11 protein-coding genes are annotated in these 18,091 nt (G+C 28.2%); 2 read left to right on the top strand and 9 right to left on the bottom strand.

All coding sequences use genetic code 11. From position 1 onward, the window contains the following. Window positions 1–12 precede the first annotated feature (12 nt). The 4 genes from NSA50_RS06185 to bsh all read right to left on the bottom strand — a co-directional run bounded on the left by NSA50_RS06185 (window position 13) and on the right by bsh (window position 8,764). Window positions 13–2,583, bottom strand: coding sequence for a glycoside hydrolase family 95 protein (locus tag NSA50_RS06185; RefSeq protein WP_257443787.1), 2,571 nt, complete (start codon window positions 2,581–2,583; stop codon window positions 13–15). A 10-nt stretch (window positions 2,584–2,593) separates the two neighbouring features. Beyond that, the gene (locus NSA50_RS06180) at window positions 2,594–4,837 is read right to left on the bottom strand and encodes a beta-glucosidase (RefSeq protein ID WP_195265517.1); all 2,244 of its coding nucleotides are present in this window, start codon (window positions 4,835–4,837) and stop codon (window positions 2,594–2,596) included. Between the two features lie 172 nt (window positions 4,838–5,009). Further along, on the bottom strand, window positions 5,010–7,349 hold the full coding sequence (gene yicI, locus NSA50_RS06175) for an alpha-xylosidase (RefSeq protein ID WP_195265535.1): 2,340 nt from the start codon (window positions 7,347–7,349) through the stop codon (window positions 5,010–5,012). A gap of 425 nt (window positions 7,350–7,774) precedes the next feature. Then, the gene (gene bsh / locus NSA50_RS06170) at window positions 7,775–8,764 is read right to left on the bottom strand and encodes a choloylglycine hydrolase (RefSeq protein WP_195265519.1); all 990 of its coding nucleotides are present in this window, start codon (window positions 8,762–8,764) and stop codon (window positions 7,775–7,777) included. Between the two features lie 334 nt (window positions 8,765–9,098). Between bsh and NSA50_RS06165 the strand changes: the two genes are divergently transcribed. Further along, window positions 9,099–9,443 (top strand): hypothetical protein, encoded by a 345-nt coding sequence (locus NSA50_RS06165; protein WP_195266824.1) that lies wholly within the window; start codon window positions 9,099–9,101, stop codon window positions 9,441–9,443. A gap of 158 nt (window positions 9,444–9,601) precedes the next feature. Here the strand turns inward: NSA50_RS06165 and NSA50_RS06160 are convergent, their stop codons facing one another. The 4 genes from NSA50_RS06160 to NSA50_RS06145 form a co-directional block, all read right to left on the bottom strand. After that, entirely contained in the window at window positions 9,602–10,510 is a 909-nt protein-coding gene (locus NSA50_RS06160; protein ID WP_257443782.1) for an ROK family protein, read from the bottom strand. Between the two features lie 441 nt (window positions 10,511–10,951). Next, window positions 10,952–12,721, bottom strand: a complete 1,770-nt coding sequence (locus tag NSA50_RS06155) for an ABC transporter ATP-binding protein (protein WP_195428950.1) — start codon at window positions 12,719–12,721, stop codon at window positions 10,952–10,954. A gap of 83 nt (window positions 12,722–12,804) precedes the next feature. Continuing rightward, window positions 12,805–13,137, bottom strand: coding sequence for an inorganic diphosphatase (locus tag NSA50_RS06150; protein WP_195428948.1), 333 nt, complete (start codon window positions 13,135–13,137; stop codon window positions 12,805–12,807). A 311-nt stretch (window positions 13,138–13,448) separates the two neighbouring features. Next, a complete protein-coding gene (locus tag NSA50_RS06145; protein ID WP_257443768.1) occupies window positions 13,449–15,191 on the bottom strand; it encodes an ABC transporter ATP-binding protein in 1,743 nt (580 codons plus the stop codon). A gap of 358 nt (window positions 15,192–15,549) precedes the next feature. Between NSA50_RS06145 and NSA50_RS06140 the strand changes: the two genes are divergently transcribed. Further along, a complete protein-coding gene (locus NSA50_RS06140; protein WP_257443765.1) occupies window positions 15,550–16,404 on the top strand; it encodes an AraC family transcriptional regulator in 855 nt (284 codons plus the stop codon). Window positions 16,405–16,700: 296 nt separating this feature from the next. On the opposite strand, the gene mgrA is transcribed toward NSA50_RS06140, so the two are convergent. Next, window positions 16,701–17,699, bottom strand: coding sequence for an L-glyceraldehyde 3-phosphate reductase (gene mgrA / locus NSA50_RS06135; protein ID WP_195428940.1), 999 nt, complete (start codon window positions 17,697–17,699; stop codon window positions 16,701–16,703). Between the last annotated feature and the right edge of the window lie 392 nt (window positions 17,700–18,091).

Here is an 18,091-nt window from a genome sequence, read left to right as displayed (position 1 = left end):
GGGCTTAATATTTTACATTCCTACAATTGTATAAGTAGAACCTTTCTTAGCTTCAAATGTAATTACGTCTTTATAATTGCAAACATTATTCTTATTTCCAATCTCATTTTCTTGACTTAAATACTTACTATAATGAACTTCACAAATTCCATCATTATCAGAAATAATATTAACATATATAAGTTTATTATCTTTCCAGCTTATATCAACAGTATACCCACCTCTTGCTCTCAATCCCTTCACTTCGCCACTTTTCCATGACTTAGGTATAGCTGGAAGTATTTCTATATATCCTTGGTGGCTTTGAATAAGCATTTCTGCTATTCCTGCTGTTCCGCCAAAATTTCCATCTATTTGAAATGGTGGATGTACACAAAATAAATTTGAGTATGTTAGTTTGCTTAATAGTATATTTAAATATTTATTTGCTAGTTCTGGTTCTTTTAGCCTTGCATAAAAATTAATTATCCAAGCACAGCTCCAACCTGTATGTCCACCACCTTGTGATAATCTTCTTGATAGAGTATTTTTGCATGCTTCAATTAAATCTTTATTTTTATACTCTGTAATTTCTTTACCCGGATATAGTCCGAACAAGTGTGAAATATGCCTATGACCCGGTTCTTTTTCATCAAAGTCTTTATACCATTCTTGAATACCACCATGTTTATTTATTTTATAACTTGGTAGTTTTTCAAGCGAAGTAATTAGCTTATCTCTAAACTCCTTATCCTCATTAAACACATCTCTATTACATTCTTTGTCTGCATTAAAATCTCTATCTTTCTTGAAATCTTTATCTAACGTAGAATATTTAGTCCTAAAGTATTCATCTTCTTCTAATATTTTTGATGCTTCTATACAGTTTCTAAATAAATCTCTTGTTATTGCAATATCCATAGTTGATGATTTACTTAAACAACAAGCTCTGCCTTCATTATCTAAAAAGTTATTCTCAGGAGATGTTGATGGACATGTATTTAAAACTCCTTTACTATCTTCTCTTAGCCAACTTAATAAAAAGCTAGCTGAACCTTTTAAAATAGGATAATATTCTTTTAAAAATTCCTTATCTCTAGTAAAGTCATAATGTTCAAAAATATGCTGACAAATCCATGGACCTCCCATTGGCCAATATCCCCATTCACAGCTTCCTAAAACAGTATTGGAATATCTCCAAATATCAACGTTATGATTTGCTGTCCACCCTTCACAATTAAATTCCTCTCTTGCAGTTTTTTCTCCTGATATACTAAGATCTTTAATCATATTTAATAATGGCTCATGGCACTCTGAAATATTACAAACTTCTGCTGGCCAATAATTCATTTCTGTATTTATATTTATTGTATAATTACTACTCCAAGGTGGTCTTACTTCTTCATTCCAAATTCCTTGAAGGTTTGCTGGCTCACTGCCTCTTCTTGATGAACTAATTAAAAGATATCTTCCATAATGAAAATAAAGAGTTATTAACCCTAAGTCCTCCTCTCCATTTTTTAATCTTTTAAGTCGTTCATCAGTAGGTAGTTCTTCTATATTTTCTACTTCTCTGTCCTTACTTTCTTTTAATATATTTTGCCATTGTCCTTTTGTATTTTCATTTTTTCTTTTACTTTGTCCTTTTTCATTTTTATTTTCATTTTCATTATTTCTATTTACTTCTTTTCCTAGACGAAATTCCACTCTATCAAATAACTCGCTATATTCCTTAAAATGATTATTAAATAGTTCATCATAGGATAACTTTTCTGCATTATTTATGATAATTTCGCTTAAAGCCTTTTCATCTCTTCCTGCCGAACCTTGCTTTATATTAAATTCTTCAAAGTTAGTACTTGCTGATAATATTAAAATTGCTTCGCTTGAATTTCTAACTTCTAATATATCTTCATTAACATTTACTTTTCCATCTTTATTTTTAATCCTTATCCTTGTACAGAATTTTGTTCCTAGCTCATTATTTTCATCATAAATTATGGTTTCATCACTTACGTAACTAGGCAAAATCTTAATTGGTGCTATCCCTTTTAAAACAAGTCCAATATCTCCATCTTTATTACTCTGACTTTTTAATAAACTATTTAATCTTATATCAAAATTAAGGCTTTGATCTTTAGTTGAAGTTATCTTTATTACTAATACCTTATCTTTTGCAGAAACAAAGGCTTCTCTTTTAAATTCTGTATTTCCTATATTATATTTAACTGTTACCAAAGCTTTATCTAAATCTAATTCTCTAGTGTAATTAGAGTATTTTTCATCTTCATAATAAAAATCTAAATATAAATCTCCAAGTGGTGCATAAGATTCTGTATATCCAGAAAGCATTTTTTCATTCATTAGCTTTTGTGCTTCAAAATATTCTTCTTTATCAATTAATTCTCTTGCTTTATCAAGATATTTTTTTGCTTCATAATTTGTTTTATCTTTTGGAATACCAGTCCATAAAGTATCTTCATTTAAGGCTATTCTCTCTTTAAATACATCACCTAAAACCATTGCTCCTAATGATCCATTTCCAAGAGGAAGGGCTTCTACCCATTCCTCTGCTTTTTCTTTATACCATAATCTCTTACTCATAAGTCACCAACTAAAATTTATATTGATTTTTTATATTTATAGTTTCCTTTAATCTTAAATCAGCTGAAGATGAACCAAGAATTATGTTAAAATATCCTTCTTCTACTATCCATGAATTTATATCTTCCTTATAAAATGCAAAAGCATTTTTATCTAAAATTATAGTGACTTCTTTTGTTTCTTTTGGCTCTATATATACCTTTTCAAAGCCTTTTAATTCAATATCGGGTCTCTTTTCTGTAGCTTCAACATCATTTATATATAATTGAACAATCTCTGCTCCTGCCACATCTCCTATATTTGTTATATCTAAAGTAACCATTACTTTCAAACCATCTTCTAGTGCTTTTTCTAGATTCTCTTCTAATTCTTTTTCTAAATCATTTTCTAATTCTTCTTTTAAGCTCTTTTCTAATGATTTCTCTAAATTACCTTCTACCTCTTGTATATTATCTCCCATTTCATTTACTGAAACTCTTAAATTATCATAAGCAAAGCTTGTATATGATAGACCATGTCCAAATGCAAATAATGGTTCTACATCATAACTTGAGAAATATCTATATCCAACAAATATACCTTCATCATATCTAACCTTATCAGAACCTGGGAATTCTCCAATGCAGTGTGCTGGTGAATCTTCTAATCTTTTTGGAATAGTAACTGCAAGCTTTCCTGATGGATTAACATCTCCAAATAGAACCTCTGCTAAAGCTACTCCACCTTCCATTCCATTGTATGAAGTATGAATTATTGCTTTTGCTTTATCCTTAAAACTTGACATATCTACTGGTGAACCTGCTGTTATTACAACTACTGTATCTTTATTTACCTTTAATAATTCTTCTATTACTTCATATTGATTATATGGAAGTAACATATTTGTCTTATCATTGCCTTCACTATCTATATTTACTACATCTTCTTCTTTATTTGAATGTAAGGCATTTTGATATAATTCAAAGTTTTCCTTAATATGTTTTAATCCACCTACAAATATTACTGCATCAGAATTTTTAGCAAGTTCAATAGCTTCATTTAATAGATTTTCTCTTTCATCTTCTTTAAAAGTGTATCCCTTAGCATATTTTACTTCTGTATTTCCACCAAGCTTCATTTTTAAACCAAGAAGTGGAGTTACTTCATATAAAGCTTTAATTTCTGCTGATCCGCCACCTAATGAATGTCTTATATCAGCATTTTCACCTATAACAGCAACAGTCTTTATTTCTTTTTCATTTAATGGAAGTACATTTTCTTCATTTTTTAAAAGGACTATTGATTCTCTTGCTATTTCCAAAGTTTTTTCTCTATTTTCATAACTATTGTATGTTCCTTTTTTTCTATCATCAGAAAACATATTTAATTTATACATTAACTTTAAGATATTTCTTATCTTATCATCTATAACTTCTTCTTTAATTAATCCTTCTTTCACAGCCTTTATCATTGGGTTTGCAAAGAAGTATTCATCAAAGTTATAAGTTACAGACATTTCTATATCCATACCTGCTTCTGCTGCTTCTTTAGTATCATGAATTCCAGACCAATCTGATACTAATACTCCATCAAATCCCCATTCATCCCTTAAAATCTCTTGAAGTAACTTTGGATTATGAGCACAGTAATGACCCCATATTTTATTGTAAGCAGACATCATTGAATAGGCACTTCCTTCTTTTACTGCTGCTTCAAATGCTGGAAAATAAATTTCTCTTAAAGCTCTATCACTAACTACAACATCTACATTTAATCTTTCTGTTTCTTGATTGTTTACTGCAAAATGCTTAACACAAGCTGCAACATCATTATCTTGAACACCTTTAATATAAGGTACAGCCATTTCCTTTGTTAAGTATGGATCTTCTGACATATATTCAAAATTTCTTCCACATAGTGGACTTCTAATAATATTTATTCCTGGAGCTAATATTATATCCTTACCTCTTCCCCTTGCTTCATTTCCTAATACATAACCTTCTTTATAAGCAAGTTCTCTATTCCAAGTTGATGCTAATGCTGTATTAGATGGAAGATATGAAACATAATCATCGCTATAACCATATGGAACCCAACTATTATCAGGAAACTCATTTCTCACTCCCATTGGACCATCTGCCATTTTTAAAGGTTTAATTCCAAGCCTTTCTACTCCTTCTGTTCTAAAAAGCCCAGCTCCATGTATCATTCCAACCTTTTCTTCTAAAGTAAGCTTACTTAATATTTCTTCTATATTATTTTCATTAACTTTCATAACTAATCCTCCACTTTATTAATTTAAAATTGATAATGGCCAATTGAGAATTACGGTTGAAATTCTTACAGAACGTCCTTAGTTCTCAATTGTCAACTGTCAATTCTCAATTCTAATCTAGCCTCAGCAAAAGTTGTTAGCTTATACTGAGGCTATATTTATTAATATAAATTTATTTTAAGGTGCATATTATTTTTGAGTTTTTATTAGCTGGTGTTAATCTAACACCTCTCTTTTCGATTGTAACATCTGCTCCCTCGATCTTTTCAACATGGAAAATACCATTTAATAAGATGCTGTAATTATTGTTTGCTTCTATATCAAAAGTAACTACTTTATTATTTCTTAATGCTTTAGCTTTTAATACCACTTCTGCATTTTGATTTAATACTTCTGTATAGGCTTCCTTATTATCTACTAAATCAAATACTTCTAAAGTAACATCCTTGCCATAATCATAGTTAGGAATATTATTGTTTGCTCCTACTGCAACTATGCTGTTTTCTTTAACCATCATTGGAATGCTTAGGTAGTCATGCTTTTCTCTTACCCATCTTCCACCTTCATAAGCTTTTCCTGTTATAAAGTTAGTCCATTTTCCTTTTGGTAAATAGTATTCTGCTATTCCTTCTTCATTAAATATTGGAGCTACTAAAATATTATCTCCAAGCATATATTGTCTATCTAAGTATCTGCAAGCTGGATCATCTTGATTTTCTAATATCATTGATCTCATTACAGGGATACCTTTAATTGATGTATCGTATGATGTCTTAAATAAATATGGCATTATACTACATTTTAATTTTGTAAAGAATCTAACTACATCACATGATTCTTCATCATAAAGCCATGGTACTCTATAAGATGTACTTCCATGTAATCTGCTGTGAGATGATAAAAGCCCAAATGCTGCCCATCTCTTATATACATCTGGTGTTGAAGTACTTTCAAATCCTCCAATATCATGGCTCCAGAATCCAAAGCCTGACATGCATAGTGATAATCCACCTCTTAAGCTTTCTGCCATTGATTCATAATCTGAAGTACAGTCTCCTCCCCAATGTACTGGGAATTGTTGTCCACCTGCAGTTGCTGACCTTGCAAATAATACTGCTTCATTTTCACCTTTAACTTCTTTTATAACATCAAAAACTACCTTGTTGTATATTTGTGTATAGTAGTTGTGCATCTTTTCTGGATCTGAACCATCAAAGTATGTGCAGTTTGTTGGGATTCTTTCGCCAAAGTCAGTCTTGAAGCAATCAACTCCCATATCCATTAATGCTTTTAATTTATCTCCATACCATTTGCAAGCTTCTGGATTTGTAAAATCTACTATTGCCATTGCAGGTTGCCACATATCCCATTGCCATACATCACCATTTTTCTTTTTAATAAAGTATCCTTTTTCTTTTCCTTCTTCAAATAATGAAGATTCTTGAGCTATATATGGGTTGATCCATACACAAATCTTTAAGCCTTTTTCTTTTAATCTCTTTATCATTCCTTCTGGATCTGGGAAAACCCTATTATCCCATTCAAAATTACACCAATTAAAGTCCTTCATCCAGAAACAATCAAAATGGAATACATGAAGTGGAATATCTCTACTTGCCATTCCATCAACAAATTCATTAACTGTTTTTTCATCATAATTAGTAGTAAAAGATGTTGTTAACCATAATCCAAATGACCAAGCTGGAGGTAACGCAGGTTTACCAGTTAAGCTTGTATAATTTTCTAAAACTTCCTTCATATCATTTCCTGTGATTATATAATAATCCAAACATTCTCCAGGAACACTAAATTGAACTTTTGTTACTTGTTCTGATCCAACTTCAAATGATACTCTTTCTGGATGATTTACAAATACTCCATACCCTTTATTTGTTATATAAAAAGGTATATTCTTATAACTTTGCTCTGTACTTGTACCACCATCTTCATTCCATATATCTATGGATTGTCCATTTTTAACGAATGGAGTAAATCTTTCTCCGAGTCCATATACTGCTTCTCCAACTGATAAGCTTAATTGATCTCTCATGTATGTTTCAATATTGTCTTCATCTAAGAATTTTGTATTTGTTTCTCTAAAATATGCTGCACTTCTATTTGCACTCTTTGTTAAATACTTATCTCCATTATAGAATTCCATTGAAAAATTATTTTTATCTATTTTTACATTTAAATCTCCAGATTGTACTGTTATAAATTCTTCATTTTCTTCTGTAAATATATTCTTATTATCTTCCTTCACTTCAAAATATGGTCCCACATCTTGTGCTCCCATATAATGATATGATCTTATTCTAAGAACATTTTCTAATGGTGAAGAAATTTTATAGGTAATAACTGGCCCCCCTAGTGTATCACCTCTATGATTTATTCTATTACATGGTGTATGCATAGTTAAAACCTTTTCATTTTTAGCAGAACTATATACTTCTTGTGGACTAAATCTAGTTATTCCATCTTTATTTAACCAACAACCATTACTAAACTTCATCATTAATCACATCCTTACTCTTATTTTTCACCTTTTATTTGGTGTTAATATTAAGCTTATTTTAGTTTTATCTTACTTTTGCTTTATATTTTTCACAATTTTTCTTGCAAACTTTATGCTTATTTATCTTATTTATCTTTTGCAAATTTCTTTTCATACTTTTTGAAATTTATCTTAAGTTTTTGAGAATCTCATATGCCTTTAAGAATATTGTTATTTACCTCTTACAACATTTCTCTTACAACATTTCTCTTACAACATTTACATCATCATTATAGCTTAGGATTTAGCTTGCATATACCTAGTAAATTCTATATGTTTTATTGTAATAATTAGTGTTTAGTAAAAGGTAGACAAAAAAATATAATGAAGACACTTGATTTTTACTTAAATGTCTTCATTATACCTATCCTAATATTAGTATTCTAATTTTCAAAATTTATAAGTTGCTTATCTCTATATTCAAATATCTTTATTTCTGTAGCATCTAAATTTTCTTTATTCATATCAATTGCATTTATTGTACTATTGTTATAAGTATTGTAATAGTAGATTCCTTTTTCTTGAATCATACAAGAAGTATATTGTGTTATATCATTAAGATTTTGTGGAGTAACAACTGCTCCTTTTACCATTGCCACTGAGTTTAATATATGAAAAAACTCAGATATTGCTGATATATAATCATCTCCAACTACTGCATTACTTCTTAAAAAAGTAGCTTTTACAAATCTTGATGGTGATGAAAAATCTCCTGGAATTCCCCTTCCTCCTGCACCTTGACCCAAAGCTTTTAATTCTACATCTCCCCATTTTATTTCAGATGGCTGATGAGAAGATACTCCAATATATTGAGTTAAGTTAGTCATATGCCAATCAAAGGTTGGAGCATTAGTTAAAATTCCTATCTTATTCTCAAATATATTAAGCCCACTCTTTGTATTTTCTACAACTATACATTTACCTTTTGAATCATATATAATCCAATGAAGTGTTGGCAAAGGTACATTTTCATTTACAGGCCTTGCTACTAAATTTAACCTCTCTAAATGACCCCTTAAATCTTCAATATATTCAAAATTTCCTAAAGCCCATAGTATTAAATCATATGGAGGAATATTTATCTTTCCATCTACAACATCATCTTCCCAATAAGCATATCCAGGAAAGTTCAATCCAGCACAAGCTAATCCTTTTTCATTCATTGCTTCAGCATAACATGGATGTCCGTCTATTATAGTTCCCATTCCAATCATCGCATATTTAGTATTTACCCTTTCATTTGTAGCTCTATTTTTATAGCTAAAATTTCTAGGAACAAGTGCTACTGATTGTTTAAAAGAAACCTCTATATCCATATTTCTCCCAAATAAATGATATCCTTCTTTTGTTTGTAAAGTTAAAGCTGTACACATATCAATCCTCCTATATACTTCTATTATTTTCTTTTGTCATTTTACTTGTACTATTTTTACTTTTATTACTTTTGCTTTATTTATATTTCCCCAAAATACTTAATTTAATTTATTATTACTTTATTTAATTATTAGGCTCTGTTTTAATTAAGTGTTGATTTATTATACTATTGTGAAGTAATAAAAAAGTATAACATTAATATTTATATTTTTTGTAAATATAACCCATAATTAATGTATAATAAAAATGTACATTAATTAGCAATTGTATTATAAGACGTAGTTGATAAAAGATAGTTAAGAAATAAATAGGAGATTAAAGGGGAGTAATGTAATGAGAATTTGTCCTAATTGTGGAAAAAGGTTTAAATACATGATTATATCAAATATTTTTTGTAGTCCATGGTATAAACTAAGATGTGATAAATGTAATACTAGGATTGAATTGACCAAGGAAACTAATACTATAAATTCAATAATAGTAACTCTTCCTATAATACTTTATGGGATTTTTAGTGACAAAATAATAAATTTTATTACTGACTTTACTAAAAATGAAAGTGTGAGTATATGGGGATTAATTGTAATGTATGTGTTATGGTGTACTATTATTTATAATGGACATTATCCATGGACTAAATATAAAGTATTTGAAGAAAAAAAAGCAGGTTTATTATAACGAATAATTAATTGATTCGTAATATTAAACTATTACGAATAAAAAATAGACAATTAATCGTCCATTTTTTATTGTCCAATATCAACATTAGATTAAACAGTGCTAATTATTAATTTAAAAGGTCGCCCATATGGACAACCTCTATTTTTAATCAATAATTAGCTAATTAAGAATCCTGCACCTCTAAGTCCAGCATCATCACCAATTTCTGCTACTCTTATATCTACAGCATCTTTATTAATTACCTTTTCTTTAACTTTTTGTATTATTAATTCTAACAATTCCTTATTATATAAGATTACAGAACCTCCAAGAACTATTACTTCTGGATCAACAACTGATATTATGTTTGAAATTCCTTTAGATAAATTTTCACATACTCTATTAATTAAGCTTTTTATTGAATCATCATTATTTTTGTATAACTCAAAAACTTCTGGCGTATCTATGTGTTTTCCTAATAAATCGGATGCTTGTCTAGATATATTAGGCCCACTACATTGTCCTTCAAGTCCACCTTGAACTAACCCTGAATGACTGTATTTATCTTCATTTATTATTAAGTTGCATATTTCTCCTGCAAAACTATTTGCACCATTTATTATTTTATTATCAATTATTAAAGCACCACCAACACCTGTTGAAACTGTAATATAAAAAACACTTTCTGCTCCTTTTGCAGAGCCAATCATTGCTTCAGCAAGCCCTGCAACATTAGCATCATTATTAACCTCTGTTTTCAATGATGTTTTTTCTTCAAAGTATTTTTTTATATTAAAGTTATCCCATCCCTGTAAATTAGGTGCTTTTAAAATAATTCCATTTTTAATATCTAAAGGTCCTGGACTTCCAACTCCAATTCCTTTTATATCTCTATCTTTCCAGTTACTATTAATATGATTTATAATCTTATCCAAATTATATTCTGGACCTTCTTTTACTTGATTTTCTATTTTTATCTTTTCTATAATATTTCTTTCTTCATCTAATAAAGCTGCTCTAATATTAGTTCCACCAATATCTACTCCTATTATATATTTATCGTTATTTGTAAAACTATTTTCCATTACACTACCTCCCACAAATCAGTAAGTACTCTTTATTATTTATTATCAAATTTTCATCATACTTTATTATCGTTTACACTAAAACTTTAGCTTTATTAGATTTAGTTTAAGATTGTTTCCTTTTTCTTCTGCATTTTGACTTTTAATTATCCAACCTAAACCTGTGAATATTCCTCCTATTAGTAACGTACTTATAATTAAACCCTATATATCTATATTTTTCATATAAACTCCATTTAAATTTATTCCTATAATAAAACAACCTCTCTTATAATAATTATATAATCACAACACATACTTGTCTATATTTTAAATATAATAATATATACTTATCTAATCATTTACTTTCATGCAAGCAAAGTAATAAAATCAAGAATATAAACTAGTTGCAATTTTAAAATCCCCAGAGGCATTGCCTCTGGGGACTAAACAAATTAAAATTTATATATCAAGGTATTGTGATTTATATAAGTTATAATACAATCCCTTTTGCTTTATTAGCGAATCATGAGTTCCCTCTTCTAGAATTTGCTTATCACCTATATACATTATTTTATCTGAATTAACTATTGTTGATAATCTATGAGCTATAACAAAGGATGTTCTTCCTTTAAGAAGTTCTTCTATTCCTTCTTGTAATAATGCTTCAGTTTCTGTATCTATGCTTGATGTTGCTTCATCCAAAATTAGTATTTTAGGATCAGATAATAAAACCCTTGCAAAAGATATAAGTTGCTTTTGTCCAACTGAAAGTCCATTTCCTTGCTCATTTAAATATGTGTTATATCCATCTTTAAAATCTTTTATAAAGTCATCAGCTCTAACTATCTTAGAAGCCTCTATTACTTCTTCATCTGTAGCATCTAATCTTCCATATCTTATGTTTTCCATTATTGTTCCTGAAAAGACAAATGGATCTTGAAGCATAACACCTATTTCTTTTCTTAAAGATTTTAAGGTTACATCATTTATATTTATTCCATCAACTAGTATTTCTCCAGACTTTATTCTATAAAATCTTGAAAGTAAATTAACTATTGTAGTTTTTCCTGCCCCTGTAGGTCCAACTAAGGCTATTTTTTCACCAGCTTTAATCCTCATATTTACATTTTCTAAAATAGTAGTGTCTTTTTCATATTCAAAATGCACATTTTTAAATTCTACATCACCCTTAACATTTTTAAGCTCTATAGCATCCTTTTTATCATACTCTGGTTCTTCATCCATCGCTTCAAATATTCTTTCTAAGTAGGCCATTGCATTAATTAAAGTATTATAAAAGTTTCCTATATTCATTATTGGAGCCCAAAATATCCATACATATGAAATAAATGCTGCTATTAATCCTAATGAGACTGAATCCCTAAATACTAAGATTCCAAAAATATAAATTAGAGATATTGATGTTACTGAAATAATGTCTATACTTGGCCAAATTAGAAAATTAAATCTAACTGCCTTCATCCATGAATCACTATTTTCAAAACAAAGCTCCTTAAAGGTATCCATACTTTCTTTTTTCCTTGAAAAAGATTGTGTTACTCTTACACCATTTATACTTTCATGAATATAAGCATTTAAATTTGATTGCTTAGCACTTAATCTTTGAAATGCCCTTCTTTGTGCATTTTTTATAGACATCATTACTATCATAAGTATGGGAATGCCCATTAAAGTAACTAAGGTTAACTTTATACTTAGAAATGACATAAATATTATTGCCATAACTAAGGTAACCATATCTGCAATTAAATTTACAAAACCATTAGATAAAATATCACTAAGTGAATTAATATAATTAACTACCCTTACTAATATTTTACCATGAGGTCTTGAATCATAATAATTAAAAGGAACAAACTGTAGATTCTTAAATAAATCATATCTCATATCTACTAATATATTTTGTCCGACTTCTCCCATTGTGTACATTCTATGCTTCATGATTATTGCTATAGTTACATATATCATTACATATAAAACTGAAATTAATGCTAAATTTTTAATCTCCTTATTTGGTATAAAGTTATCTAAGGCTGATTTAACTATTACTGGCCCTAATAAGGCAAGTGAACTTGAAATTAGCATTAAAATAACTGAAGTAACTATTTTAGTTTTATAAGGTTTCATATATTTTAATAGTCTTCTTAAATATCCTAAATTAAATCCCGTTTCCAATTCTTCATCTACATCATATTTATTTCTAGCCATACATTATCTTTAGTGAGAGAGTGTTACAAGTACCAAACTCTCACTAAATCCTCCTTTCTTTCTTATTATTCACTTTTTAGTGTCTAATAAGTTATTATTGTAGATTCAAAAAATCTTTCTTGAAATTCTACTAACGCTTTTATTTGCTCTTTATTATATTTATTTAATTCTTTGCAAACTACTAATTTATCCTCAATATCATTTGTCCTTTTTATTATTGCTACAACATATCCTTCATATTTTTCCAAAGGTTCAAATTCTCCAATAATATATACATCAATTTCTTCTCCGTCTCCTGATGTTGTATTAGGAATGAAACCATAATTTAAAGAGTATATAAAGTTATGTTTAGGGTGCTTAGAGCCTAATGGTCTATCCATTTTAACTGTAATAAATTTCCCTAAATAAGATTCCATATAATTTCCTCCTTATTTTATACTTTTTATTTTATCTAAACTTTCTCTTAATCTTTTATTTTCATCTTTAAGTTCTTCCATATCAACTAATTGGATAATTAGTTTCTCTTTATCTTCTTTTAGTTTTTTTATTTCTTCATAGAGTTGCTTTATTTTATCGTCTTTAGCCTTTATCTATATCTAATCTAAGTATGGTACTTACTATTTCTTATACTCTCTCTATCTATACTGTCTTATCCCTCTATATCTCTACTATTATCTATACCTATATTCCTATTTACTATCCATACTATAATCACTAAAGATAACATTTATACCCCTCCAATCCTTATATCTAAATTGCCATATTGAGTATAAAATATATTTGAATAATACCCACCCTTTTGTACCAGCTCCTCATGAGTACCTCTTTCTACTATTTCTCCATTATCTAATACTAAAATTAAGTCAGCTTGCTTCAATGAAGAAATTCTATGTGCAATTATGAATGTAGTTTTCTTTTCCTTCATATTTTTTAACTCATATTGTATCTTCTTTTCTGTCTCCATATCAACAGCAGAAGTTACATCATCTAGTACAAAAATTGAGGCATTTTTCATCATTGCCCTTGCTAGGGATACTCTTTGCTTTTGTCCTCCTGAAAGTCCTACTCCTCTTTCCCCTACTATTGTTTCATAACCTTCATCAAGTCTCTTTATAAAACCATGAGCCTGTGCTTTTTTAGAAACCCTCTTTATTTCTGAAAAACTTGCTTTTGGATTACTAAAAGCAATATTATCTTTAATTGTGTCTGAAAATAAGAATATATCTTGCATAGCTGTTGCAATATTTCCTCTTAAAATATCCAAATCTATATCCTTTATATTAATTCCATCAATATAAATATCACCTTCTGTGGCATCATAAAACCTTGACAGTAAATTTATTATAAGAGATTTTCCTGATCCTGTATGTCCAACTAAACCAATTGTTTGTCCAGCACCAACCTTAAAGGAAATATTATTTATAACCCTTCTTCCTTCTAAAGTTAAACTCACATTTTTAAATTCTATGTTACCTTCAAACTTATTAACATTCAAAACATTGTCCTTATTTATTATGCTACTTTCTGTATTTAAAAGATCCATAATTTTAGCAGAAGATGCTATAAATCTTTGAGCATCATTAATTAAATACCCACACATTCTCATTGGGTTATTTAACGCCCATAGTAAACTACTAAAAATAATAAGTTCTCCAAAAGTCATCTTTTCTAGTGCAACTAAAATTCCCCCAACTAAAATCATAATTACAGAAAGGCTATTAGATAAGAATTCAAGCTTTGGAATATATTTTTTTGTAACCTTTATAGTATCAAGATTTTTATTTTTATAATTTTCATTTTCAGTAGTAAATTTGTTAATTTCAAAGTCTTCTCTACCAAAGGCTCTTACTACTCTATTACCACTTATATTTTCTTGAACAACTGAATTTAACCTTGAATAAGCTTCTCTTATATTATAAAAGGTTGGTGAAATCTCCTTGCTCATCTTAAAAGTTAAAAATCCAATCATTGGTGCAATTAAAAGCATAAATATAGTTAAAATGTAATTCACATACATCATCGAAATAATAGCAAAACTAAAGGTTGTTATAGCTGATAGAATATTATAAACAACCCAAGCAATAAAGTGTCTTATAGCATCAGTATCTCCTGTCATTCTTGCCATAAGATCCCCAGTTTTTACCCTACTATAGAAATTAACATCTAAATTTAAAAGTTTATCATATAAATCTGTTCTTATTTTAAATAGAACATCTTGTGAAATAATTTCTAAAATCATTTGATAGCTGAAAGTTATAATTCCCTTAACAGCTACAACAGATATCATTATTGAAACAAGAGGAATAAGTAGTGATGTTTCTCCACTTCCAAAAACCCTATCAATAATTTTACCTGTAATAAATGGATTTACCATATTAATTGCCGAAGTAATTAATACTAATAACAATGCAAAGAAATATTTAAACTTGTATTTCTTTAAGTAACTAAATATCCATTTTATGCTATCCATAATCAAGCCTCCCTTATATTGTTTATTTATAAATCATATTTTTAATTATAAAAAATCCACTTAAAACTATTCATAATTAACCTCTCCTTTATACTGCTTATTTTTCATATTATGTCATTTAGCAAATAGAGTTAAATCCATATCTATTAATAATTAAGCTTTTTATATCTTATTTATTTCCTAACTTATAATAAAAAAAATAAAACTCCACTTTAATTTACCCATAATCAACCCCTCCCTAAATTATTTATTTCTAAATAAGATTATATCCAAGTTATTGAAAATAAAAATGTATTATATTAAACTTTAAATGTATATTATTATACTAAATGAAGTAATTATTTTGGGAGATGTTAAAATGAATAAAGTACATGCAAATATAGATTGCTATAATCCTCAAATACTATTTGTAATTGATGGAAGTTGCCTTCCCGAAAATCCAATTCCTGAAACTCAATATCACTGCCATGAAGATTTTGTTGAACTTTCATTCATAACTGCTGGATCTGTAGATTATTTAATAGAAGGTGAAAAATATACCTTGAGAAAAGGTCAAGTACTTATTTCTAATCCTGGAGTTTATCATCAAGAGCTTTTTGAAGAAAATACAAATTGTAGAGAGCTACATATTGGTTTAACTAATTTAAATTTATTTAGTAATATAAAAAAAGACTATATTGATATAGGTGATAAAAACGTTCTCACATTTGTTAAATATAAAGATGAACTATTAAAGAGTTGTTTAGAAATTCTTGAAGAACAAAAAAACTATAATCAAACTTCTCCTTTTATGCTTAAATCTCTAGTTATGAAACTACTTGTATTATTATATAGAGAAATAAATGAGGAGGATACTACTCGTGATTCTAAGGAATTTTCATTTAAATCACGTGAAAAGAAAGCCTTAGTTGAAAGTATAACAAAATACTTAACTGAAAATTATACAGAGGACATTTCACTGTATACCTTATCAAAAAATATGTATTTAAGTCCTGTTTATATATCTAAGATTTTTAAGGAGCTTATGGGAGATTCTCCAATAAACTACTTAATACAAATAAGATTAGCTAAAGCAAAAGATTTATTAGAAGACTCAAAGCTTTCAATAAAATCCATTGCTAAAATGGTTGGATATAGTGACCCATATTACTTTAGTAAGCTCTATAAAAAGTATTATGGAGTTTCACCTAATAAGTCAAGAAACGTAAGTTAATAAAGCCAAAAAATAAGTCCTAGATGCAGTGCTCCTAGGACTATTTTTATATATTTTGTATTTTAATACTTTGATAATATTATCCACTATATCCATACCAATATCAATATTCATATTAATATTAATGTCCTTGTCCTTGTCCTTGCCATAAAATTTTAACTTTAATATATTTTCTTAACAATTTTTCATATAAAAATTATACTTATATACCTATTAATTAATTTCTTATTTTCTAATCAAAAAACTTGTCCCAAAAATCTTTTCCCATACTTCAAGTAACTAAAAATAAAAATATACTATTTAGAATTTAATATACTTTCAATACTTTCAAGTTCTTTATCACTAAAGCTTAAATTATTTATTATATTCTTATTATCCACTATTTGTTCTGCCTTACTAGCTCCAATAAGAACTGTTGTAACAACATCATTTCTTAATACCCAAGCTAATGCCATTTGAGCTAATGTTTGTCCTCTTTCTCCTGCTATATTATTTAATTGTCTTATTTTTTCAAGCTTTTCCTCAGTTATATCTTTTTCATTTAAGAACTTACTACTTACCTTTTTAGCTCTTGAATCTTCTGGAATTCCGTGAAGATATTTATCAGTTAACAATCCTTGAGCTAAAGGTGAAAATGCTATTGAACCTATCCCTTCTTCTTTATGAACATCATGTAGTCCTTCTACTTCGCTCCAACGATTAAACATACTATAGCTAAATTGATGAATAAGACATGGAGTGCCATTTGCTTTTAATATCTTAGAAGCTTCTTTTAACTCTTTTGGATGATAATTTGATAATCCTATATATAATGCTTTTCCTTGCTTTACTATATCAGTTAATGCTCCCATAGTTTCTTCAAGCGGTGTATCTGGATCTGGTCTGTGATGATAGAATATATCAACATATTCTAAATTCATTCTTCTTAAACTTTGATCTAAGCTTGAAATTAGATACTTTCTTGAACCACCATTTCCATAGGGACCTGGCCACATATCGTATCCAGCTTTTGTTGATATTATCATTTCATCTCTATAATTAATAAGCTCTTTATTTAATATTCTACCAAAATTCTCTTCAGCAGACCCATATACTGGCCCATAATTATTTGCTAAATCAAAATGTGTTATCCCATTGTTAAAAGCCTCAAATATTATTGCTTTTTGATTTTCAATTGGATCTACGGAACCAAAATTATGCCATAATCCTAAAGCAACCCTAGGTAAATATAAACCACTATTACCACATTTAATATATTTCATTTCATCATATCTGTTTTCGTTTACATCGAACATATCCTCTTCCCCTTTATTAGACTCTTAAATTATTTTATAAAGATTTATATTCCCTTACCATTAATAAAAAAATTATAAACTATCTATGCTTACAAAATTTATATAATTCTCTTAATGTAAATTTTTATAAGCTAATTAGAGCCTTTGTATTAAGTTAATTCATAATTTTAAATTTTTATTGTAACTTTAAAATCTTTATTTGTATTATATTTTATACCATTTATTATCTAATAACAACTGTATTAACTTTAAATTCCTCACACCCATGAACTATTTATGGTAATATAAAAATAAAGCAAAAATTTTCATATTTGCTCCATTCATTTCTAATTCAATAATATTCAATATATACATCTAATCTCATTATATTTTATCCATTTATATTTAATCTA

This window comes from Clostridium mucosae (assembly GCF_024622765.1).
Taxonomy (GTDB): domain Bacteria; phylum Bacillota; class Clostridia; order Clostridiales; family Clostridiaceae; genus Clostridium.
Note: the sequence above shows the minus strand (reverse complement) of the source record. Positions and strands in the feature narration are given on the sequence as shown.

What these genes read in the sequence shown, in the direction of transcription:
- NSA50_RS06185 (WP_257443787.1), bottom strand. Translation starts at nt 2,583, where the DNA reads ATGAGTAAGAGATTATGGTATAAAGAAAAAGCAGAGGAATGGGTAGAA.
- bsh (WP_195265519.1), bottom strand. Translation starts at nt 8,764, where the DNA reads ATGTGTACAGCTTTAACTTTACAAACAAAAGAAGGATATCATTTATTT.
- yicI (WP_195265535.1), bottom strand. Translation starts at nt 7,349, where the DNA reads ATGAAGTTTAGTAATGGTTGTTGGTTAAATAAAGATGGAATAACTAGA.
- NSA50_RS06155 (WP_195428950.1), bottom strand. Translation starts at nt 12,721, where the DNA reads ATGGCTAGAAATAAATATGATGTAGATGAAGAATTGGAAACGGGATTT.
- mgrA (WP_195428940.1), bottom strand. Translation starts at nt 17,699, where the DNA reads ATGTTCGATGTAAACGAAAACAGATATGATGAAATGAAATATATTAAA.
- NSA50_RS06165 (WP_195266824.1), top strand. Translation starts at nt 9,099, where the DNA reads ATGAGAATTTGTCCTAATTGTGGAAAAAGGTTTAAATACATGATTATA.
- NSA50_RS06160 (WP_257443782.1), bottom strand. Translation starts at nt 10,510, where the DNA reads ATGGAAAATAGTTTTACAAATAACGATAAATATATAATAGGAGTAGAT.
- NSA50_RS06180 (WP_195265517.1), bottom strand. Translation starts at nt 4,837, where the DNA reads ATGAAAGTTAATGAAAATAATATAGAAGAAATATTAAGTAAGCTTACT.
- NSA50_RS06140 (WP_257443765.1), top strand. Translation starts at nt 15,550, where the DNA reads ATGAATAAAGTACATGCAAATATAGATTGCTATAATCCTCAAATACTA.
- NSA50_RS06150 (WP_195428948.1), bottom strand. Translation starts at nt 13,137, where the DNA reads ATGGAATCTTATTTAGGGAAATTTATTACAGTTAAAATGGATAGACCA.
- NSA50_RS06145 (WP_257443768.1), bottom strand. Translation starts at nt 15,191, where the DNA reads ATGGATAGCATAAAATGGATATTTAGTTACTTAAAGAAATACAAGTTT.